Here is a 20,765-nt window from a genome sequence, read left to right on the forward strand (position 1 = left end):
GGCCGTTCTGGGGTTGATCTTTACGGCAGCCAGGTTGGGGGTCGTCTTGAGGACATGGGGTCGTTCGACAAGTATATTGGCGGGTCCCCGACGAACATGGCGTGCGGGACGGCGCGGCTCGGGCTGCGGTCGGGTCTGATCAGCCGGGTTGGCGACGAGCACATGGGTGGGTTTCTCCGCGAGGAGCTGGAGCGTCACGGGGTGTCGGTGGAGGGGGTGCGGACCGACCCCGAGCGTCTGACGGCGCTGGTGATCCTGGGCATCCGCGACCGCGAGCGGTTCCCGCTGATCTTCTACCGCGAGAACTGCGCGGACATGGCGCTGTGCGCCGACGACATCGACCCGGCCTTTGTCGGCGCGGCGCGGGCGGTGGTGGCGACGGGGACGCATCTGAGCCACCCGACGCCCCGCGCGGCGGTGCTCAAGGCGCTGGAGCTGGCGAAGGCGCAGGGCGGGCGGACCGCGCTCGACATCGACTACCGCCCGAACCTGTGGGGCGTGGCGGGCCACGGGGAGGGCGAGAGCCGGTTCGTGGAATCCGCCGAGGTGACGCGGGCGCTGCAGGAGGTGCTGCCCCATTTCGACCTGATCGTGGGCACCGAGGAGGAGTTCCACATTGCCGGCGGCTCGACCGACACGCTGGAGGCGCTGCGGGCGGTGCGTGCGGTGTCGGCGGCGACGCTGGTCTGCAAGCGGGGGCCGATGGGGGCGGTGGCGTTCGAGGGCGCGATCCCCGAGAGCCTCGACGAGGGGCAGTCGGGGCCGGGCTTCGCGATCGAGGTGTTCAACGTGCTCGGCGCGGGCGACGGGTTCATGTCGGGTCTGCTGAAGGGCTGGCTCGACGGGGAGGCCTGGCCGGTGACGCTCAAATACGCCAATGCCTGCGGCGCGCTGGCGGTCAGCCGGCATGGCTGCACGCCGGCCTATCCCAGCTGGGAAGAGCTGCAATTCTTCTTCGACCGCGGCATCGTGCGCCCCGACCTGCGCAACGACGCCGAACTGGAGCAGGTCCACTGGGCGACCAACCGGCACGGCGACTGGTCGACGATGCGGGTCTTCGCCTTCGACCACCGGGCGCAGCTCGAAGAGATGGAGGGCGCGGATCCTGCGCGGATCGGGCGGTTCAAGGAGCTGTGCCTGGAGGCGGCGCAGGCGGTCGCGCGGGGGCAGGGCGGCCACGGCATCCTGTGCGACGGGCGGCTGGGGCAGGAGGCGCTGTTCCGCGCCGCGGGCACCGGCCTGTGGACCGGGCGGCCGGTGGAATGGCCGGGGTCGCGGCCGCTGCGGCTCGAGCCCGAGACGGGGCCGGACCTGGGCGGGCTGCGGAACTGGCCGCGCGACCAGGTGGTGAAGTGCCTGTGCTTCTGCCATCCCGACGACGATGCCGGGATGTGGGCGGACCAGGAGGCGACGGTGACGCGGCTGTTCCACGCCGCGCGCCGCAACGGTCTGGAATTCCTGCTCGAGGTGATCCCCTCGACGGTGGGCCCGGTCGACACGGAGACCACGGCGCGGATCATCGAGCGGGTCTATGGCTGGGGTGTGCATCCCGACTGGTGGAAGCTCGAGCCGTTCGACAGCGATGCCGCCTGGGCGGCGGCGGTGGCGGCGATCGAGCGGCACGACCGGCACACGCGCGGGATCGTGGTGCTGGGGCTCGACGCGGCGGAAGAGGCACTGGCGGCGCGCTTTGCCCGCGCGGCGCGGTTCCCGCTGGTGAAGGGCTTTGCCGTGGGGCGGACGATCTTCGGGGCGGCGGCGCGGGACTGGTTCGCGGGCCGGATCGGCGACGAGGCGGCGGTGGCGCGGATGCGGGACAATTACGCGCGGCTCTGCGGGATCTGGGACGCGGCGCGCGCCGCGGCCGAGCGGGACGCGGCATGAGGGACGACAGGGAAGGAGACCGGGCGATGACGACGATCCGGCTGACCGCGGCGCAGGCGATGACGCGCTGGCTGGCGGCGCAGATGACGGAAGACGGCGAGCGCTTCATCGAGGGCGTCTGGGCGATCTTCGGGCACGGCAACGTGGCCGGGATCGGCGAGGCGCTGCAGGGGATGGGCAACGCGCTTCCCACCTGGCGCGGCCAGAACGAGCAGACCATGGCCCATGCCGCGATCGCCTATGCCAAGACGCAGAAGCGGCGCAAGGCGATGGCGGTGACCTCGTCGATCGGGCCGGGGGCGACGAACATGGTGACGGCCTGCGCGCTGGCGCATGTGAACCGCCTGCCGGTGCTGCTGATCGCGGGCGACGTCTTCGCCAACCGGCGGCCCGACCCGGTGCTGCAGCAGATCGAGGACTTCGAGGACGGCACGGTCAGCGCGAACGACGCGTTCCGGCCGGTGAGCCGCTACTTCGACCGGATCAGCCGGCCCGAGCACCTGATGACCTGCCTGCCGCGGGCGCTGCAGGTGATGACCGATCCGCAGAATTGCGGGCCGGTCTGCCTGGCCTTCTGCCAGGACGTGCAGGCCGAGGCGTTCGACTATCCGGCGGACTTCTTCGAGCCGCGGGTCTGGCGCATCCGCCGGCCCGAACCCGACCCGCGCGAGGTCGCGGAGGTGGCGGATCTCATCCGGTCCGCCGAGACGCCGGTGATCGTGTCGGGCGGCGGAGTGCTCTATTCCGGCGCCGAGGACGCGCTGGCGGCCTTCGCCGAGGCGCTGAACGTGCCGGTGGTCGAGACCCAGGCGGGCAAGGGCGCGCTGGCGGCGGCGCATCCGCTGAACTTCGGCTCGCCCGGGGTGACGGGGTCGGCCTGCGGCAACGATCTCTGCGCCGCGGCGGACCTGGTGATCGGGGTGGGCACGCGGTTCCAGGACTTCACCACCGCGAGCTGGACGGCCTTCCGCAACCCCGAGAGGCGGCTGGTGTCGATCAACCTGCATCCCCACGACGCGGCCAAGCACATGGCCACGCCGCTGGTGTCCGACGCGCGGGTGGCGCTGGAGCGGCTGACCGGTCTGCTGGATGACACGCGGTTCGAGGCGCACGATCCGAAGGCGCGGACCGACTGGCACGCGGCGGTCGCGACCGTCACCGCCCTGCCCGAAAACGACGGCCCGGACAATCTGCCCACCGACGCGCAGGTGATCGGCGCGGTGCAGCGGGTCGCGCGGGAGAACACCGTGGCGATGTGCGCGGCCGGTACGATGCCGGGGGCGCTGCAGGTCCTGTGGCAGGCGGCGCCGGGCGGCTACCACATGGAATACGGCTATTCCTGCATGGGCTACGAGGTCGCCGGGGCGATGGGGATCAAGCTCGCCGCGCCCGAGAAGGAGGTGATCTGCTTCGTCGGCGACGGCAGCTACATGATGGCGAACTCCGAGCTGGCCACGGCGGCGGCGCGGCGCGTGCCGTTCACCGTGGTTCTGACCGACAACGCCGGCTACGGCTGCATCAACCGGCTGCAGATCGGCTGCGGCGGGGCCGAGTTCAACAACCTGTACAAGGACAGCGACGTGTGGCCGCGGATCGACTTCGTCGCCCATGCCGCGTCGATGGGGGCTCATGCGGTGAAGGCGGCGGGGATCGCCGATCTCGAGGCGAGGATCGTCGAGGCCCGCGGGCGCGATGTCCCCTCGGTCATCGTGATCGACACCGATGCCGGTCCCGGCACCGGCGCCGGCGGCGCCTGGTGGGATGTCGCGGTGCCCCGGACCGGCGGCCCGGCGCGCCTGGAAGAGGCGCGCGAGCGCTACGACGCAAACGCCGCGCAGCAGCGCGTCCACGATTGACGCGCGCCGGACGGCAGGGAGGACCGGAATGATCCTGTACGGCACGAACCCCATCGCCTGGTCGAACGACGACGACTGGTCGATCGGCGATCACATCAGCCTCGAGACATGCCTCTCGGACGCCGCGCGGATCGGCTTCGAGGGGATCGAGAAGGGCCACAAGATGCCCGATGACGGCGCCGCACTGAAGGCGGCGCTGGAGCGCCACGGCCTGCGGTTCGCCGCGGGCTGGTTCTCGACCAACCTGCTCGTCCGGGACATCGCGGACGAGGTCGCGGCCCTGCGCGAATGGATCGCGTTCACCCGGGCGGCGGGGGGCGACCACATCAATGCCTGCGAATGCTCGAACACGGTGCACGGCTCGGACGGGGTGCCGGTGAACGACCGCCCGGTGATGACCGGGGCCGAGTGGGACCGCTTCTCGGCCGGCTACGAGGAACTGAGCCGGGTGGCCCACGAGGAGGGCATGGCGATGGGCTATCATCACCACATGGGCACCATCGTCGAGAGCGAGGCCGACATCCGCCGCTTCATGGAGATGGCGGGCCCCCATACCCGGCTGCTGCTCGACACCGGGCATGCCTGGTTCGGCGGCGCCGACCCGGCGGCGCTGGCGCGGGAGTACATCGGTCGGGTGAGCCACATCCATGCCAAGAACGTCCGCGCCGACATCGCCGCCGAGGTGCGCGCGGGCGGGTTGTCCTTCCTCGAGGGGGTGCGGCGCGGCGCCTTCACGGTGCCGGGCGATCCCGAGGGCGCCGTGGCCTTCGAGCCGGTGCTGCGCGCGGCGGCCGAGGGCGGCTATTCCGGCTGGCTCGTGATCGAGGCCGAACAGGACAGCGCGGTGCGCGACCCGGTGCGCTACCAGTCCATGGGCCTCGCGGTGCTCAGGCGCATGGCGGCCGAGACCGGGCTCGATGCCGCCGCGGCCGGGGGGGCGTGAGCGCATGTTCGACACCACCCATCCGTGGTTCCGCCCGCTCTGGGTGCGGATCGTGCTGCTGGCGGTGACCGCCGGCTGGGGGCTGGTCGAGCTCTCGGCCGGCAATGCCGGCTGGGCGCTGTTGTTCCTGGCGCTGGCGGCCTGGGTGACCTGGGCGCTCTTCGTCACCTACACGCCCGGCCCCGACACCACCGACACACCCGACGACCACGACAAGGACGGCGAGACATGAGCCATCTGCTGCACAGACCCTTCGGCACCCATGGCGAGGTCCACCGGATCACGCCCGAGAGCGCGGGCTGGCGCTATGTCGGCTTCGCGCTGCACCGGCTCCGGGCGGGCGAGAGCGCCGGCGCCGCGACCGGCGACCGCGAGGTCGTCCTGGTGATGGTCGAGGGCAAGGCCGCGATCACCGGCGCGGGCCGGGACTGGGGCGTGCTCGGCGACCGGATGGACGTGTTCGAGAAGACGCCGCCGCATTGCCTCTACCTGCCGGACGGCAGCGCGTGGCAGGCCACGGCCGAGACCGACTGCGTCGTCGCGGTCTGCTCGGCCCCCGGCCGCGGCGGCCATGCCGCCCGGCGCATCGGCCCCGAGGGGATCGCGCTGACCGAGCGGGGCACCGGCACCAACACCCGCCACATCAACAACATCGCGATGGAGGCCGAGGATTACTGCGACGCGCTGCTGGTGACCGAGGTGTTCACCCCGGCGGGCCACTGGTCGTCGTTCCCCAGCCACCGCCACGACGAGGACGACTTTCCCCGCGTCACCTACCTGGAGGAAACCTATTACCACCGCCTGAACCCGGCCTCGGGCTTCGGCGTGCAGCGGGTCTATACCGACGACGGCTCCCTCGACGAGACGATGGCGGTGCAGGACGGCGACGTGGTCTGCGTCCCCCGCGGCCACCACCCCTGCGGCGCCCCCCACGGCTTCGAGATGTACTACCTCAACGTCATGGCCGGACCCCTGCGAAAATGGCGCTTCCTCCCCGCACCGGAAGTCGAATGGATCCTGGAACGCGACGGATGATACCGAAGGGGAGACCGTGATGCGGACACAGACAGCCAGCCACGCGGAGCTCACGCTGCCCGCGGGCGTGCGGCTCGGGGTGAACCCGCTGAGCTGGACCAACGATGTCCTCGAGGATCTCGGCGGCGACATTCCGGTGGCGACCTGCCTGGGCGACGCCGCGGCGGCCGGCTATCAGGGCGTCGAACTGGGTCGGAAGTTTCCGCGGGAGGCGACGACGCTGGGCCCGATGCTGGACGACCGCGGGCTCGCCCTCGTGTCGGGCTGGTATTCGGGCAGCCTCGCGGAGGGCGGCGTCGAAGCGGAGTGGCGGACGGTGGCGGACCATGCCGCGCTGCTTCGTGACCTCGGCGCGGAGGTGATGGTCTATGGCGAGACGGCGATGATGGCATCGCTCGATGCGCCCATGTCCCGCCGCCGCCGGATGCCGGCCGAGGCCATTCCGTCCTATGCCGCCCGCTTGAGCGCGTTCGGCGCCCGGCTTCACGACGCGTTCGGTCTCCGGCTCGCCTACCATCACCACCTGATGATGGTGGCGGAGACGTTCGAGGAAACCGCGCGGCTGATGGATGCGGGCGGCCCCGGTCTGGGCCTTCTGCTAGACACCGGCCACGCGGCGGGGGGCGGCTTCGACTATGCCCGTCTGATCGACCGCTTCGGAGACCGGATCGTGCATATCCACCTCAAGGATGTCCGAGCCGATGTCATGGCGCGGGTCCGGGCCGAGGATGCGAGTTTCAACCAGGGGGTGCGTGCGGGGATGTTCACAGTCCCGGGGGACGGTGCGCTCGACTTCGCGCCGCTCGCCCGCTTCGTCGCGGACAGCTATCGCGGCTGGCTCGTGGTCGAGGCCGAACAGGACCCGGTCATGGCACCGCCGCGCCCCGCGGTGACCCGGGCGCGGAGCCACGTCCTGCGCACGTTCGCCGACATCCACCACGACGGGAGGAAGACATGACCAAGCGGCACCTCAATATCGGCCTGATCGGCTCGGGTTTCATGGGGCAGGCCCATGCCGACGCGTTCCAGAGGGCGGCGATGCTCTATCCCGACCTTCCGGCACGGCCCCACCTGTTCATGATCGCCGATGCGACCGAAGAGATGGCGCGCGCCGCCGCCTCGCGGTTCGGCTTCGCGCATGCGACGGGCGACTGGCGCCGCCTGGTCGAGCATCCGGAGGTGGACATCGTTGACATCACCTCGCCCAACGCCCTGCATCACGAGATGGCGCTCGCCGCGATCGCTGCGGGGAAGCATGTCTATTGCGAAAAGCCGCTCTCGGTGACGTTGGAAGAGGCCGAGGAGATGGCGGCTGCGGCGCGCGCGGCAGGCGTGAAGACGATGGTCGCCTTCAACAACGTCAAGACACCGGCGGCGATGCTGGCCCGGCAGATCATCGACCGCGGAGAGATTGGCACGCCGATGCGGTTCCGCGGCTGGTTCGACCAGGGGTTCTTCAATGATCCCGAACTGCCGTTCTCGTGGCGCTGCACGCGGAAGGAGGCGGGGACAGGGGCGCTGAGCGACCTGGGTAGCCACGTCCTGTCCGTCGGGCAGTACCTCATGGGCGACGTCGACGCCACGATCGCGCAGCAACAGACCTATTTCCCCACGCGGCCCGTCGCGTCCGGCGGCATGGGATACGGGGCGAAGGCCGGGGCCGACGCGCCGCGGCGCGAGGTCGAGAACGAGGACCAGATCCAGTCCCTCGTCCGGTTTTCGAGCGGGGCCGGCGGCACGATCGAGGCCAGCCGCGTCTCGGCCGGGAAAGTCTTCGGGCTCTACTGGGAGGTGTCGGGAACCGAGGGCACGATCCTGATGGATGGCGAGCGGTTCAACGAGCTGAAGGTGTCCCGCTTCGGGGACCGCAAGGAGGACCGCGGGTTCAAGACGCTGCTCGCCGGCAGCCAGGTTCCGCAGTTCGCTGGCTTCTTCGGCTTCGATTTCGGGGGCGGCGGGCTTGGATACTTCGACGTCAAGGTCATCGAGGTGCATGACCTGATCGAGGGTGTCTGCGGCTCGGGGTGCTTTCCCGACTTCGCCTTTGGACTCGAGAACGCGCGGGTCATCGACGCGATGGACCGGTCGCTGTCGTCCGGGGCCTGGGAAACGGTGCGCCGTCCGACGACGATCGCAGCCTGAAGGGAAGGTGACATGACGTTTCTGACGACGCTACCCGCCCCCCGAACGCCCGACCCGATGGAGGCGCCGGCCCTGCGCTGGGGCATCCTCGGCGGTGGCTGGATCGCCGAGCGGTTCATCGAATCCGCCCGCGCGCATACGGGGCAGGTCATCGCGGCGGTCGGCTCGCGGACGCAGGCGAAAGCGGACGCCTTCGCGGCGGCGTGGGGACTCCCGACGGCGCATGGCAGTTACGAAGGGCTGGTCTCGGACGACAGCCTGGATGTCATCTACGTCGCCACGCCTCACAACATGCACCTCTCGCATGTGCGGCTCGCGCTAGAGGCCGGTCGTCACGTCCTTGTCGAAAAGCCGATGGGGCTCGATCATGCGGAGGCCGCCGAAATGGTGGCGCTCGCGCGGGACAGGGGCGTGTTCTTCGCGGAGGCCCTCTGGACCTACTTTCTGCCGAAGTTCGACGTGATCCAGCAGATCCTGGACGCCGGCACGCTTGGCGACATCAAGTCGGTCCACACGGATTACGGCGAGTTCTTCACCCGCGATCACCGGATCTTCGATCCCGCGCTGGCCGGAGGGCCGCTGCTGGACCTGGGGACATACCCGGTTTCGTTCCTGACGAAGCTGATGGGCGTGCCCGACCGCGTGGTCGGCCTGGCGCAGCAGGACGACTCCGGCGTGCATGGGCAGCTTTCCGTCATCATGGCGGATGCGGCAGGCAACCAGGGGACCATGTCGACGACGCTCTATGGCCTGACGCCGACGAATGCGGCCGTGGTCGGCACCAGGGCGACGCTCCGCTTCGGAACCGAGTTCAATCTTCCAGGCCCGTTCCAACTAATCTCTGCGGATGGATCGGCCTGCCTGACATGGGACGAGCCCGCCGGACGCCATTTCGAGGGCCTGTGCTTCGAGGCGGCCGAGGTCGCGCGGTGCATCGGCGAGGGGCGGACCGAGACACCCTGCCGGCCACTCGGCGCGACGCTCGACACGATGAAGACCCTGGACCTCGTGCGTGGCGCGACCGGGATCTCGTTCCGCTAGCGCAAGGGGCGGTCCGGCCAGCACCGGTCACGCCGTGCAGCCGGGGCACATGCGATGGTCAGACGGCCAGTTTTTCCTGCGCGGCGAACGGGCTCAGGCCCAGCCAGGTCTGCATGGTGCTTGCCAGGCCGCTGTTCCCGATCATCGACAGCGAGTCCCTCTCGACGGCACGGGCCACGGAACAGAGCCCCATCCAGATCTCGGTCATCGTGCGCAGGTCGGTGTGAACGTAGAGGTCCACGTCGAACCCCGGATCCACGTGGCACAGATCGACGCTCCGGTCCGGTTCGACGATCAGCCACCAGCGGCGCTGTCCGGGCGGAAGCTCGGGATAGATGAACTCGATCACGGTCTGGCGGTTGGGGACCGGCTCGGTATCGAGGTTGCGCCGCATGTCCCACATCAGCAGTTCGGGATCGAGGTTCTCGAGAGACGGCTCGGTCTCGACCCATTTCTGGCCCCACAGGCCGATGGCCTCGATCACCGGCTGAAGGTCGCGGCCGGCCTGCGTCAGACGGTAGGCGGCGATCTCGGGCGTCTCGCGCAAGGTCCTGCGCTCCACGATCCCCTTCGCCTCTAGGTCGCGCAGCCGTTTCGACAGCAGCGCCGGCGACATGCGTGGGACGCCGCGGCGCAGTTCGTTGAAGCGCGTCGAACCAGCGACAAGCTCGCGCAAAAGGACGATGGTCCAGCGCGTGCACAAAGTCTCGGCGGCCATCGCGACCGGGCAGAATTGGCCATAGCTCTCATTCGTCATCGAAATCTCCCTTCTTACGGGTGCCCGGCAGTCTGCCACGGCCCTTGCGAACCGGGCCAGTTCAGAAAGTGTACGGGCGGGGTTCAGTCCGTGAACTGGCGGGCGGCGCGCCGCCTCTGGAAGGCTGGTCCTGCGCCCTGCGGAGTCGGCGCTGACAGGCTCCCCGCAGAGGGTGCAACACAACGGGAGTTCAGCAACATGACGACACTGACAGCCGATCAACTCTCGATGGTCACACTCTACGAACGGCTCGGCGGCGCGGCCGGGATTCGGTCGCTGGTCGACGGAATCGTCGAGGCGCACCTGAGAAACCCGGTCATCAAGGCGCGCTTCCTTCCCTACCTGGATCAGCCCGAGCGCGTGGCCGAGATCAAGCGGCACACCTGCGCCTTCTTCTCCGAAGGCAGCGGCGGACCGGACGTCTACCGCGGCCGCAGCATGGCCGAGGCGCATCGCGGCATGGAGATCTCGGACGCGGAATACACCGCGGCGACCGAGGACGTCCTCGCGACGCTCGCCACCCGCGGGCACGGCGAGACCACCCGGGCTGACGTTCGCGACATCCTCGAAGGTCTCCGCCCGGACATCGTCGGAGTCTGAGCACGCGTTCATCAATCGGAGACAAGTCCATGACCAGCGAAATCGAGACCAGGCGCTTCGAGACACCTGACGAGGCGCTCGACATGAAGGAACGGGGCGGCATCGACATCGTCCGCACCGCCAACGGATCGACCGGCATGTATGCCACCTTCGAGCCGGGCTGGACCTGGGAGCGGGACGAGAAACCGCTCCTCGGATCCCCCGACACCTGTCCGATACACCACACCGGCTACTGCATCGCGGGTACGCTCGTGGTGCGTATGGTCGAGACCGGGCAGGCGACGACGATCCGACAGGGCGACTTCTTCGAGATACCGCCCGGCCATGACGCCCATGTCGACGGGGACGTACGCGTCGAGATGGTGCTCTTCGAGGCACCGTCGGTGACAGGACCGTAGTTTCCCCATCGGGCGTCGGATGTGGTACTCTTCAACCGGCAAGCAGACTTACCAGGGCGGAAAATGGAGTATCCATGTCCAAGAACATGATAATCGCCGCGATCGTTGCCGCTCTTGCGCTCGTCATCATCCTCCTGCTTTCGAGCGGCACCGGTCAGGACGCCGAGAGCGGTGGGGACGAGGATGCGGCGGAACAGCAGGACCAGTAGTGGTCATCTCCGGCGCCTCGGTGAGGCCCGAGGGAGGTCTCAGACGCCTGGACGGATGGGTTTGCGGAAAACCGTGTCAGCGCGCTGCGTTCGGTCGTCGGGACCGCGCGGTCGGATGACATCCCAACGTGACAGCACTGTAGGTGACGGATATTTTCCGTGTCGCCTCTCTACCCCAAGGATGATCCGCCGCCCCGCGAGGCGGCGGATCGAGCGGTTGCTGCAGGCGACGGGCGGTGGGGTCCGCCGGCATCGCCCGCGCCTCAGCAGTAGGTGACGGCGGCCTTCCGGGCCTCCTTGGCGTCGAACCGGTCGAGCATCATCACCTTGTGCCAGGCGTTCACGAAGTCGCGGACCAGCGCGGCCTCGCCGTCGGCGCCGGCATAGAACTCGGCCACCTGGCGCAGTTCGGTGTTCGAGCCGAAGACGAGATCGCAGCGCGTGGCCTTCCATTTCGTCTGACCCGAGGCGCGCTCGACGAGGTCGAAGGTCCGTTCGTCCTCTCCGTGGGGCCGCCACTCGTAATCCATCGACACCAGCACCTTGAAGAAGTCGTTTGACAGGGTGCCCTTGCGCTCGGTGAAGACGCCCCAGTCGGACCCGTCGTAGTTCTGGTCAAGTACGCGCAGACCGCCGGTCAGGACTGTCCATTCGGGTGCCGTCAGCTTCAGCAGCGCGGCCTTGTCGAGGAACAGGTGTTCGGCGGCGACGTGGTAGCCGACCGCGTCGTTGCGATAGTTGCGGAAGCCGTCGACCACGGGCTTCAGCCACTCGAAGCTCTCCTCGTCGGTCCATTCCGGCGAGGCGTCCGTGCGGCCGGGCACGAAGGGAACCGTCACGTCGTGGCCGCCGCCCCTGGCCGCCTTCTCGACACCGGCGCACCCGGCCAGAACGATCAGGTCGGCCATCGAGATCTTCGTCTCGCCCGCACCGTCGAACTCGGCCTTCAGCGTCTCCAGCCTGGACAGCACGCGGCCCAGCTGCTCAGGCGCGTTGACCTCCCAGCCGCGCTGGGGATCGATGCGCAGCCGGCCGCCGTTCGCCCCGCCGCGCTTGTCGCTGTCGCGATAGGTCGAGGCCGCGGCCCAGGCCGTCGCGATCAGCTCGCGCACGGGCAGCCCGAGGCCCAGGACACGATCCTTCAGATCGGCGATCTGCGCCTCGGATACGAGCGGGTGATCCACCTCGGGCGTCGGATCCTGCCAGATGAACCAGTCGCCCTGGTCGGGGCCGAGCCAGCGCGAGGTCGGGCCCAGGTCGCGGTGGATGAGCTTGTGCCACGCCTTCGAGAACGCCTCGGTGAAGTAGTCGAAATCTTCGAGGAACTTCTCGCAGACCTTGCGGTATTCGGGGTCGACCTTGAACGCGAGGTCCGAGGTCATCATCATCAGCTCGTTCATCTGGCCGGGGATGTGCGCGTCCGGTGTCCTGGGCGCGTCCGGATCCTTGGGCTTCCACTGGATCGATCCGGCGGGGCTGGTGGTCTGCTCCCATTCGAACTTGAAGAGGTTCGTGAGATAGTCGTTGTCCCAGCGCGTCGGGTTGGGGGTCCAGGACCCTTCGATCCCGTTGGTCATGGTGTGCTCGGCAAAGCCGTTGCCGTGCTTGTTCTGCCAGCCCATGCCCATCGCCTTCATCGGCGCGGCTTCCGGGGCCGGGCCGACCTCTTCGGCGGGAACCGCGCCGTGGGATTTGCCGAAGGCATGGCCGCCGGCGACGAGCGCGACGGTTTCCTCGTCGTTCATCGCCATGCGCGAAAACGTCTCGCGGATGTCGCGGGCGGCGTCCATCGGATCGCCGTTGCCGTTGGGGCCCTCGGGATCGACGTAGATCAGCGCCTGATGCGAGGCGGCGAGCGGGTTCTCGAGGTCGTAGTGGTCGTCCTTGACGTCGCCCTCCCAACGGAGCGTGCGCGTGACCATCTGGTTCGGCTTGCCCTCGCGCGGACCGGCGGGGGCGTCCTCGACCCGTTCGCCGTTCCAGCCCTCGGGGCCCCAGTAGGTCGCGCGGTCGGCCTCCCAGGCGTCTTCGCGGCCGAAGGCAAAACCCTGGATCGGCAGGCCCATGTCCTCAAGCGCGACGGTGCCGGCCAGCATCATCAGGTCCGCCCACGACACCTTGGAGCCGTATTTCAGCTTGATCGGAAGCAGAAGCCGCCGGGACTTGTCGGTGTTGCCGTTGTCCCACCACGAGTTGATCGGCGCAAAGCGCTGCATCCCTTCGGACGCGCCACCACGGCCGTCGGCGATCCGGTACGTCCCGGCCGAGTGCCAGGTCATCCGGTTCATCTGCGGGCCGTAATGGTCATAGTCGGACGGCCACCAATCGACCGAGGTGTGCAGGAAGCTGCGGATGTCGGCCTTCAGTGCCTCGTAGTCGAGGCTCTCGATCGCCTCGGCATAATCGAAGTCCTTGCCCAGCGGGTTCGATTGCGGCGGGTCCTGGTGCAGCAGCTCGACCTTCAGCCGGTTCGGCCACCAATGGTCGAGTTGCGGCTCGGACCCCAGCGCCCCGCCCATGCGGGTTCCCCGAAACGGGCAGGCCCCTTGCGTCGCGGCATGGTCTTTCATGAGAAGCGCCCTCCTGTTCTTTGCGCGAAGCGGCGGACCCGTGCGGGCCTCGGCAGCTTTTCCGTTCGCGACCCGACACGGTGCGCCGGGCCTGGCAAAAAGGGTAGACTGCCCCGTCGCGCTGACGACCCCCACCGGGCCGTCATCGGGGTGGGTCCGTCAACGTGTCGCGGGTGGCACGCCTTGCGTCATGATCCCCTCGATAGTCCCAGGAGGCCGTTCGGGCGTTGACGCGGCGCATGTCGCGGTGCGATCTAGGCCCGACCTCTCAACAGCTGCGATCCGGACGCGCCACCGGAGCGTGCCACGCACTCTCTCACTGCCAAAGGCGGGCCATGACCATCACGCATCTCGTCACCCATTCCGGCGGCTTCCACGCCGACGAGCTTCTGTCGTCCGTGATCCTCACCCGTCTCTATCCCGAGGCGACGGTGGTGCGGTCGCGCGATGCCGCGTGGATCACGCCGGGCGAGGGCAGGATCATCTACGATGTCGGCCGCGCCTACGATGCCGAGGCCGGGATCTTCGATCACCACCAGCGGCCCAACCCACTGCGCGAGAGCGGGCAGCCCTACAGCTCGTTCGGCCTGATCTGGAAGCATTTCGGCCATGCCTACCTGCGCGCGCTGGATGTGCCGGAACAGGACATCGACCATCTGCACGCCGGTTTCGACGAGGGCTTCGTGTTGCCGATCGACCTGGCCGACAACGGCGCGATCGAGCCGTCCGCGGCGGGGCCGTTCTCGGGCCTGACGCTCCCGGCGCTGCTGGAATCGCTCAAGCCCGCGTTCGACGTCCGGGGCGCCGACGCCGAGGACCGCGCGTTTGCCGAGGCGCTCGCCGTCGCCGGCACCTTCGTCGAGGCCGCGATCCGCGGCCGGGCCGCCAAGCGCCGGGCCGAGGCGATGGTGCTAGAGGCGATCTCGGCGGCGGGCGCCTCGCGCGTGCTCGAACTGCCCTCGGGGATGCCCTTCCGCGCGGCGGTGGAAAGCGCGGGCGCCGACCACATGCTGTTCGTCATCCACCCGAGGGACAACGACTGGGCGCTGACCACGATCCGCAAGGGCAGCGACACGTTCGAGGCCCGCGCCGACCTGCCCGCAGCCTGGGCCGGCCTCACAGACGCCGCGCTGGAAGAGGCGTCGGGCGTCGAGGGCGCCGCGTTCTGCCACAATGCCCGGTTCATCGCCGTGGCGCGTACGCGTGACGCCGTCCTGAAGTTGGCCGAGCTGGCGGTCGCGGAGGCGGGTCAGGAGATGTCCGCGCATTAGCGCTGACGCCCCCGAGGTCCGCAAGCGACCTTGCGGGGACCGCCGACAATGTGGCCGGGAACCGACGGCTGCGGAATTGATTGCAGATGCGTCCATTATAGGTCGTGGCCCGGATCGGCCGCACCACGCGGCCCGACCGGTCCGACACAAGAGAGAGGAGACACGAGATGAAGCGCACGGGTTCCGCCGTTTGGAATGGTGATCTGCCGTCGGGCAAGGGCTCGATCAGCACGCCGTCGGGCACGCTCAAGGACACGCAGTTCTCGTTCAAGACCCGCTTCGAGGACGGCACGGGCACCAACCCCGAAGAGCTGATCGCCGGGGCACATGCAGGCTGCTTCTCGATGGCGTTCAGCAACGAGCTCGCGTCGGCCGGTTTCACGCCGGACAGCGTCGCCACCGAGGCATCGGTGCAGCTCGACCAGGTCGAGGGCGGTTTCGCGATCACCTCGATCCACCTCGAATGCGAGGCGAAGGTTCCGAACATCGACGAGTCGAAGTTCCAGGAGATCGCCGAAGGCGCCAAGAAGGGCTGCCCGGTCTCCAAGGCGCTCGCCTCGGTCGAGATCACGCTGACGGCCAAGCTGATGTCGTGATCCGCCCGCCGGTGCCGGCGCGGCACCGGTTGCAGGTAGAGGGGCGCGGTCCGATTGGGTCGCGCCCCTTTTTTTGTCAGGCGGTGCGGGCGGCGGCGGCGAAGGCGCGCGCCTCGTCCGGGGCGGTGCCCAGTTGCGCGGCGCCCGTTGCGATCTTGTGCCAGTCACGACCCGGACGGTCGCGGGCAAGAAGGTCGGGCAGGGGGGTGCCGGTGCGCATCGCCTCCTGGCAGAGCGCCTTGACCACGTTCTGCGCCTCGGGGCGGGGCATGTCGCGGGCCAGCGTGAAGGACAGGGCCTCGGCGTGGATCAGGCCAAGCCCGTCGTCGAGGTTGCCGGCCATCGCATCCGCGTTCGGCACGAGCCCGGCCGACAGTTCTGCGCCCACGGCCAGCGCCCGGCCCGTCGCGGCGGCGAGCGGCGGAAGTGCCATCCACTCGGTGAACCACGCGGCGCCGTCCCGTTGCTGGCGATGCAGCACCGCGCCCTGCAGCGCGGCGTTCTGGGCCGAGACGTGGGCGTTCAGCGCCACCAGCACGGACGGCGCCACTGGGTTCTGCTTTTGCGGCATGGTCGAGGATCCGCCCGTGGATGGCAGCCGCACCTCGGCGATGCCGGACTGAACCATCAGCGTCAGGTCCTCGCCCATCTTGGCGAGACTTCCGCTCACCAGCGTCGCCCAGCCGGCCAGTTCCGCCACCGTGTCGCGCGTCGCGTGCCACGAGCCGACAGGGTCGCCCAGGTCCAGCCCCCGCGCAAGCTCGGCGCGGATCTCCGGCCCGTGCTCGCCCATCGCCGAGAGCGTGCCCGCCGCGCCCGAGAGAGAGATCCGCAGCAGGCGTGGGCGCAGCTCGTCCAGCCGGTCCAGATGGCGCAGCAGGGGCGTGCCCCACTGGGCGCAGACCTGGCCAAAGCTGACCGGGCTGGCCGCCTGGCCATAGGTCCGGCCCGCCATCGGCAGGTCGGCATGGGTTTCGGCGAGCGTGCCGAGCGCGCGGATCGTGCGGCGCAGACGCTCTTCCCACAGGGTCAGCACCTGCCGCAGGCGCAGGATCAGGGCGGTGTCCATGATGTCCTGGCTGGTGGCGCCCCAATGCACGTACTGCGCGTGCTCGGGCGCCCCAATCTCGGCCCGGAACGCGCTTACGAGTGCGGGCACGACGACGCCGTTCCGCCCGGTCTCCTCCGACAGCGCGGCGGGGTCGATCGAGACCTCCAGCGCGGCGCGGTGGATCGCGGCTGCGGCGGTCTCGGGGATCAGGCCCGCCGCCCCCTGCGCCTTTGCAAGCGCGCCTTCCACCAGCAGCATCGCGCGGATCACCGCGCCGTCCGAGAACAGGCGCGCGGTCTCGGCGTCGCCCAGAAGGTCGCGGTAGATTGCGGAATCGAAGGCGCTCGCGGTCATGTCAGGCCACGTCCCGCAGGCCGAGGATCTGCCGCGCCTGACGCCATGTGGCGACGGGGCGCCCGTGCTTTTCGCACAGCTCGGCCGCCCGCTGCACCAGCGCGGCGTTCGACGGTGCCAGCGTATCCCGATCGAGCCGGACATTGTCTTCCATTCCGGTGCGTGTGTGGCCGCCCTTGGCGATGCACCACTCGTTGACGGTCAGCTGGTTCGGCCCGATCCCCGCGCCGCACCATTGCGCGTCGGGGGCGAAGCGGTCCAGCGTCTCGATGTAGAAGTCGAAGATCCGCTCGTCCGCCGGCATCGCGTTCTTCACGCCCATCACGAACTGCACATAGAGCGGCGTCTTGAGCCGGCCGTCGTCGGCCATCTTCGCGGCCTGCACGATGTGGCTCAGGTCGAAGGCCTCGATCTCGGGCTTGATGTCATGGGTGCGCATCTCTTCGGCCAGCCAGTCCACGAGATCCGGCGGGTTCTCGTAGACGCGGGTGGGAAAGTTGTTCGACCCCACCGACAACGATGCCATGTCAGGCCGGAGCGGCAGCATGCCGCCGCGTGCCTTGCCCGCGCCGGACCGCCCCCCGGTCGAGAGCTGGACGATCATGCCGGGGCAGTGCTTTTCCAGCCCCTCCTTGAGCGCGGCGAACCGGTCGGGATCGCTTGTCGGCGTCTCGTCGTCGTTGCGCACGTGGCAATGGGCGATCGCCGCGCCGGCCTCGAACGCGGCATGGGTGGACTCGATCTGTTCCGAGACCGTGATCGGCACGGCGGGGTTGTTCTCTTTCCGGGCCACGGACCCGGTGATCGCGACGCAGATGATGCAGGGATCGCTCATGTGGCTAGCTCCGTCAGGTGATGCGCCAGCCGCTCGGGGCAGGCGAAAAAGGGCGAATGGCCGCAGGCCAGCTCTCGCGTCGGAAGGCCCGCGCTGGCGGCCCGCTGATAGGCCGGCGGAATCGCGCGGTCGGTTTCGCAGCGGATGTAGGCCCGCGGCACGCGCCGGCCCGCGTCGGACACGCGCCCCGGGGTGGTGTTGATCGCCATCGGCTGCGGCGTCAGGCGGGCACGGGCCAGCTCGAGTGTGCCGTCGGGACAGTCGTGGTAGAAGAGGTCTGCCAGTGCCGCATCGTCGAACCAGCTGCTACCCCGGTCGGGCGCCACGCGCGTGGCCTCCAGCAGCGCCTCGGCGCCGGCGGCGTCCCGCAGGTCGCGGGCCGACTGGCCGTCCTCCGGCACCCATGCGGCGACGTAGATCAGCCGCGCGAACCGCTCCGGCATCGCTTCGGCCGCCGCGGTGATCGAGATGCCGCCGAGCGAATGGCCGACCAGAACGCACGGTCCCTCGGCGGCGGCCGCGATGGCGGCGACGTTGTCCTCCAGCCGCACCGCGCCGGGCGGCGTGGGGTCGTCGCCGCAGCCCGGCAGGTCGATCGCCCGCGCCTCGTGCCCCGCGTCGCGCAGATGCGACAGCACCGCGTGCCAGCACCAGGCGCCGTGGCACGAGCCGTGGATCAACAGGATCCGGGCCATGTCACATGTCCAGGAAGACGGTCTCGCCCGGACCCTGCAACACGATGTCGAAGCGGTAGGAGCCGTCGCCCGTGGCCTCGGCGATGAGCGTCTGCTTGCGTGGACCCTGTTCGATCCGGGCCAGCAGCGGGTCGGCGCTGTTGTCCTCGTCCGAGAAGTAGATCCGCGTCTGCAGCCCGACATTGATGCCGCGCGCCGTGATCCACAACGCGACATGCGGCGCCTGCAGCGTGCCGTCGCGGGCCCGCACCGCGCCGGGCTTGACTGTGCGCAGGGTGAACTCGCCGCTGTCCTTGTCGGCGGCAAAGCGGCAGAACCCGCTCACCGCGGGGTCGGCGCCCTCGTGGCCGGGAAAGATGCCGGAGGCGTCGGGTTGCCAGCTTTCCAGCATCGCGTCGCGCAGCGCCCATCCGGTGCCGTCATAGACCGAGCCGGTGATCGTCACGATCTCGCCCCGCGCGCCCTCGGCGATGGGCGAGCGGCCCAGGTCCTCGGGAAAGATCGAGGTGATGCCGGTAAAGCTCGGCAGGCAGCCGATATGGACATAAGGACCGCCCGTCTGTGACGCCGTCTCGCGCAGCCGTTCCAGTTTCTGCACCATCACGCCCCCTCCGGCTTGTTCTCGAACATGGTCTGCCGCGTGCCGCGCAGCACGATGTCGAACTTGTAGGCGAGAAAGTCCATCGGCTTGGACATCGCCATGTCGAGCGGCGCCACCAGCCGGTCCAACTGGCTGCGGTCCTTGACCGTGGCCGCGATCGGGCAGAGCGGGATCAGCGGGTCGCCCTCGAAGTACATCTGCGTGATCAGCCGCTGCGCGAAGGCATGGCCGAAGAGCGAGAAATGGATATGCGCCGGCCGCCAGTCGTTTCCCCGGTTCGGCCAGGGATAGGCGCCGGGCTTGACGGTGAAGAACTCGTAATAGCCCTGCGCATCGGTCATGCAGCGCCCCGCGCCGCCGAAATTCGGGTCGAGCGGGGCAGTATACCCGTCCTTCACGTGCCGATAGCGGCCGCCGGCATTGGCCTGCCAGACCTCGACCAGCGCGTGCGGCACAGGCCGGGCGTTCTCGTCCAGCACACGGCCATGCACGAGGATTCGCTCGCCCATGGCCAGTCCCGCGCCCTGGGTGAAGTTCTGCGTCAGGTCATGGTCCAGCGGCCCCAGCAGGTCGTGGCCAAAGACCGGGCCGGTCTCTTCGGTGGGCCCGCTGTCGAGCGACAGCAGCGGCATGGTCGGTGCGCGCACGACCGAGGTCTTGTAGCCCGGATCGTAGGCATCGGGATGCGCGGAGCGGTCGCGCGGGATCAGCGGGTCGGTCATTCATCCTCCTCCGAGAAATACGCCTTGGCGAGCTTGATGGCGTGGTTCGCCCGCGGCACGCCCGCGTAGATCGCCACGTGCATCAGCGCCTCGCGGACATCCGAGGCACTGGCGCCGGTGTTCTTCGTGGCGCGCAGATGCATCTCGAACTCCTCCCAGTTGCCGAGCCCGGCGAGCAGCGCCAGCGTCAGCATCGACCGCTCGCGGGGCGAGATCCCGTCGGACGCCCAGACGCTGCCCCAGGCGGCCTCGGTGATCATCGTCTGGAACGGTGCGTCGAACGGGGTGACGTTGGCCTGCGCGCGGTCGACATGGGCATCGCCCAGCGTCGCGCGGCGCACCTTCATCCCGGCATCGTGGCGCGCGCTCATGCCCGCGCCCCGCACCGGCCCTCGGTCGGTCGGCTGTCACGCATGGCCCACCTCGTGCAGGAACCCGGTCAGCAGCCCGGCATAATCCACCGGCTTCTCGACGCAGGGCAGGTGCCCCGCGCCGCGGATCAGCTCGAACCGGCTGCCCTGCACGAGGTCGGCGGTCTCGCGCACGAGGTCCGGCGGGGTCGAGCCGTCCTCGCTGCCGGCGATGGCGAGGGTGGGCAGCGTCAGCTGTGCGGTCGAGGCCATGAAGTCGCTGTGCGAGATCGCGGCGCAGCAGCCGGCATAGCCTTCGGGCGGCTGGTGGATCAGCATGTTGCGCCAGCCGTGGAAGGCCGTCGTCTCGCGGTAGGACTGGGTGAACCACTTTTCCATCACGCCGTCGGCCAGCGGCTCGATGCCCTGCTCGCGCACCGTGGCGATGCGCTGGTCCCATGCGTCGGGTGTGCCGATCTTGGCGGCTGTGTTCGACATCACCATCGCGCGGACGAGGTCCATGCGTTTCATCGCCAGCCCCTGCGCGATCATTCCGCCGATGGACAGGCCGACGAAGACTGCGTCCTTCAGTTCGAGATGGTCCATCAGCCGCTCGGCATCGCCGATCAGCGTGCCCATGGAATAGGGGCCCTTGGGGCAGTCGGTCAGTCCGTGCCCGCGCTTGTCGTAGCGCACCAGCTTCACCCCCGGCGGCATCAGCGCCACGACGGCGTCCCACAGCCGCAGGTCGGTTCCGAGAGAGTTCGCGAAGACGACAGGATGGCCTTCGGGATCTCCGTCGATGCGGTAATGGACGTGGATATCGCCGAGATCAGCGATCTTCATGGGGTGCCT

The 20,765-nt window shown here is 69.3% G+C and carries 22 protein-coding genes; 13 read left to right on the top strand and 9 right to left on the bottom strand.

The window, feature by feature from the left end:
• The 8 genes from BMZ25_RS19700 to BMZ25_RS19735 all read left to right on the top strand — a co-directional run.
• Positions 1–1,884: bifunctional 5-dehydro-2-deoxygluconokinase/5-dehydro-2-deoxyphosphogluconate aldolase (locus tag BMZ25_RS19700; protein ID WP_092689420.1), on the top strand; the 1,884-nt coding region annotated here is incomplete at its 5' end.
• A gap of 26 nt (positions 1,885–1,910) precedes the next feature.
• Positions 1,911–3,740 carry a 3D-(3,5/4)-trihydroxycyclohexane-1,2-dione acylhydrolase (decyclizing) gene (gene iolD, locus BMZ25_RS19705; RefSeq protein ID WP_092688235.1) on the top strand — a complete coding sequence of 610 codons (1,830 nt, stop codon included), beginning with the start codon at positions 1,911–1,913 and terminating at the stop codon, positions 3,738–3,740.
• 28 nt (positions 3,741–3,768) lie between these two features.
• On the top strand, positions 3,769–4,683 hold the full coding sequence (gene iolE / locus BMZ25_RS19710; RefSeq protein ID WP_092688238.1) for a myo-inosose-2 dehydratase: 915 nt from the start codon (positions 3,769–3,771) through the stop codon (positions 4,681–4,683).
• A 4-nt stretch (positions 4,684–4,687) separates the two neighbouring features.
• Complete coding sequence (locus BMZ25_RS19715; protein WP_092689424.1) at positions 4,688–4,915, top strand: hypothetical protein; 228 nt, start codon at positions 4,688–4,690, stop codon at positions 4,913–4,915.
• Positions 4,912–5,718 carry a 5-deoxy-glucuronate isomerase gene (iolB, locus tag BMZ25_RS19720; RefSeq protein ID WP_092688240.1) on the top strand — a complete coding sequence of 269 codons (807 nt, stop codon included), beginning with the start codon at positions 4,912–4,914 and terminating at the stop codon, positions 5,716–5,718. The genes BMZ25_RS19715 and iolB overlap by 4 nt, the downstream gene beginning before the upstream one ends.
• Before the next feature lie 19 nt (positions 5,719–5,737).
• Positions 5,738–6,676, top strand: coding sequence for a myo-inosose-2 dehydratase (iolE, locus tag BMZ25_RS19725; protein WP_092696361.1), 939 nt, complete (start codon positions 5,738–5,740; stop codon positions 6,674–6,676).
• Positions 6,673–7,860, top strand: coding sequence for a Gfo/Idh/MocA family protein (locus BMZ25_RS19730; RefSeq protein WP_092696362.1), 1,188 nt, complete (start codon positions 6,673–6,675; stop codon positions 7,858–7,860). Before iolE (BMZ25_RS19725) ends, BMZ25_RS19730 begins: the two co-directional genes overlap by 4 nt.
• 12 nt (positions 7,861–7,872) lie before the next feature.
• Positions 7,873–8,901: a Gfo/Idh/MocA family protein gene (locus BMZ25_RS19735; RefSeq protein WP_092696363.1), complete on the top strand. Its 1,029-nt coding sequence runs from the start codon at positions 7,873–7,875 to the stop codon at positions 8,899–8,901.
• A gap of 58 nt (positions 8,902–8,959) precedes the next feature.
• On the opposite strand, the gene BMZ25_RS19740 is transcribed toward BMZ25_RS19735, so the two are convergent.
• Positions 8,960–9,658: a winged helix-turn-helix transcriptional regulator gene (locus BMZ25_RS19740; protein WP_092696364.1), complete on the bottom strand. Its 699-nt coding sequence runs from the start codon at positions 9,656–9,658 to the stop codon at positions 8,960–8,962.
• A 198-nt stretch (positions 9,659–9,856) separates the two neighbouring features.
• On the opposite strand from BMZ25_RS19740, the gene BMZ25_RS19745 reads away from it, so the two are divergent.
• The 3 genes from BMZ25_RS19745 to BMZ25_RS21340 all read left to right on the top strand — a co-directional run bounded on the left by BMZ25_RS19745 (position 9,857) and on the right by BMZ25_RS21340 (position 10,865).
• Positions 9,857–10,258, top strand: coding sequence for a group I truncated hemoglobin (locus BMZ25_RS19745; protein ID WP_092696365.1), 402 nt, complete (start codon positions 9,857–9,859; stop codon positions 10,256–10,258).
• 29 nt (positions 10,259–10,287) lie between these two features.
• The gene (locus BMZ25_RS19750; protein WP_092696366.1) at positions 10,288–10,656 is read left to right on the top strand and encodes a cupin domain-containing protein; all 369 of its coding nucleotides are present in this window, start codon (positions 10,288–10,290) and stop codon (positions 10,654–10,656) included.
• A gap of 74 nt (positions 10,657–10,730) precedes the next feature.
• On the top strand, positions 10,731–10,865 hold the full coding sequence (locus BMZ25_RS21340; protein ID WP_268874235.1) for a hypothetical protein: 135 nt from the start codon (positions 10,731–10,733) through the stop codon (positions 10,863–10,865).
• Positions 10,866–11,128: 263 nt separating this feature from the next.
• On the opposite strand, the gene katG is transcribed toward BMZ25_RS21340, so the two are convergent.
• Complete coding sequence (gene katG, locus BMZ25_RS19755; protein WP_092696367.1) at positions 11,129–13,435, bottom strand: catalase/peroxidase HPI; 2,307 nt, start codon at positions 13,433–13,435, stop codon at positions 11,129–11,131.
• A gap of 335 nt (positions 13,436–13,770) precedes the next feature.
• On the opposite strand from katG, the gene BMZ25_RS19760 reads away from it, so the two are divergent.
• Together BMZ25_RS19760 and BMZ25_RS19765 are read left to right on the top strand one after the other, a co-directional pair.
• Positions 13,771–14,706: an MYG1 family protein gene (locus BMZ25_RS19760; protein WP_092696368.1), complete on the top strand. Its 936-nt coding sequence runs from the start codon at positions 13,771–13,773 to the stop codon at positions 14,704–14,706.
• Between the two features lie 167 nt (positions 14,707–14,873).
• Complete coding sequence (locus BMZ25_RS19765; RefSeq protein WP_092696369.1) at positions 14,874–15,302, top strand: OsmC family protein; 429 nt, start codon at positions 14,874–14,876, stop codon at positions 15,300–15,302.
• Between the two features lie 76 nt (positions 15,303–15,378).
• Here the strand turns inward: BMZ25_RS19765 and BMZ25_RS19770 are convergent, their stop codons facing one another.
• Genes BMZ25_RS19770 through pcaD form a run of 7 tightly spaced genes read right to left on the bottom strand, consistent with a single transcriptional unit; the run spans position 15,379 to position 20,756 of the window.
• Entirely contained in the window at positions 15,379–16,707 is a 1,329-nt protein-coding gene (locus BMZ25_RS19770; RefSeq protein WP_092696370.1) for a class-II fumarase/aspartase family protein, read from the bottom strand.
• Between the two features lies 1 nt (position 16,708).
• Positions 16,709–17,542 carry a 3-oxoadipate:acetyl-CoA acetyltransferase gene (locus BMZ25_RS19775; protein WP_092696371.1) on the bottom strand — a complete coding sequence of 278 codons (834 nt, stop codon included), beginning with the start codon at positions 17,540–17,542 and terminating at the stop codon, positions 16,709–16,711.
• Positions 17,539–18,237: an alpha/beta fold hydrolase gene (locus tag BMZ25_RS19780; RefSeq protein ID WP_092696372.1), complete on the bottom strand. Its 699-nt coding sequence runs from the start codon at positions 18,235–18,237 to the stop codon at positions 17,539–17,541. Before BMZ25_RS19780 ends, BMZ25_RS19775 begins: the two co-directional genes overlap by 4 nt.
• A 1-nt stretch (position 18,238) precedes the next feature.
• Complete coding sequence (gene pcaG / locus BMZ25_RS19785) at positions 18,239–18,838, bottom strand: protocatechuate 3,4-dioxygenase subunit alpha (protein ID WP_092696373.1); 600 nt, start codon at positions 18,836–18,838, stop codon at positions 18,239–18,241.
• A complete protein-coding gene (gene pcaH, locus BMZ25_RS19790; protein WP_092696374.1) occupies positions 18,838–19,560 on the bottom strand; it encodes a protocatechuate 3,4-dioxygenase subunit beta in 723 nt (240 codons plus the stop codon). The genes pcaG and pcaH overlap by 1 nt, the downstream gene beginning before the upstream one ends.
• Positions 19,557–19,931 (bottom strand): 4-carboxymuconolactone decarboxylase, encoded by a 375-nt coding sequence (gene pcaC / locus BMZ25_RS19795; RefSeq protein WP_092696375.1) that lies wholly within the window; start codon positions 19,929–19,931, stop codon positions 19,557–19,559. Before pcaC ends, pcaH begins: the two co-directional genes overlap by 4 nt.
• A gap of 36 nt (positions 19,932–19,967) precedes the next feature.
• Complete coding sequence (gene pcaD, locus BMZ25_RS19800; RefSeq protein ID WP_092696376.1) at positions 19,968–20,756, bottom strand: 3-oxoadipate enol-lactonase; 789 nt, start codon at positions 20,754–20,756, stop codon at positions 19,968–19,970.
• Positions 20,757–20,765: the final 9 nt, after the last annotated feature.

This window comes from Tranquillimonas rosea (assembly GCF_900111315.1).
In the GTDB taxonomy this organism is placed as follows: domain Bacteria; phylum Pseudomonadota; class Alphaproteobacteria; order Rhodobacterales; family Rhodobacteraceae; genus Tranquillimonas; species Tranquillimonas rosea.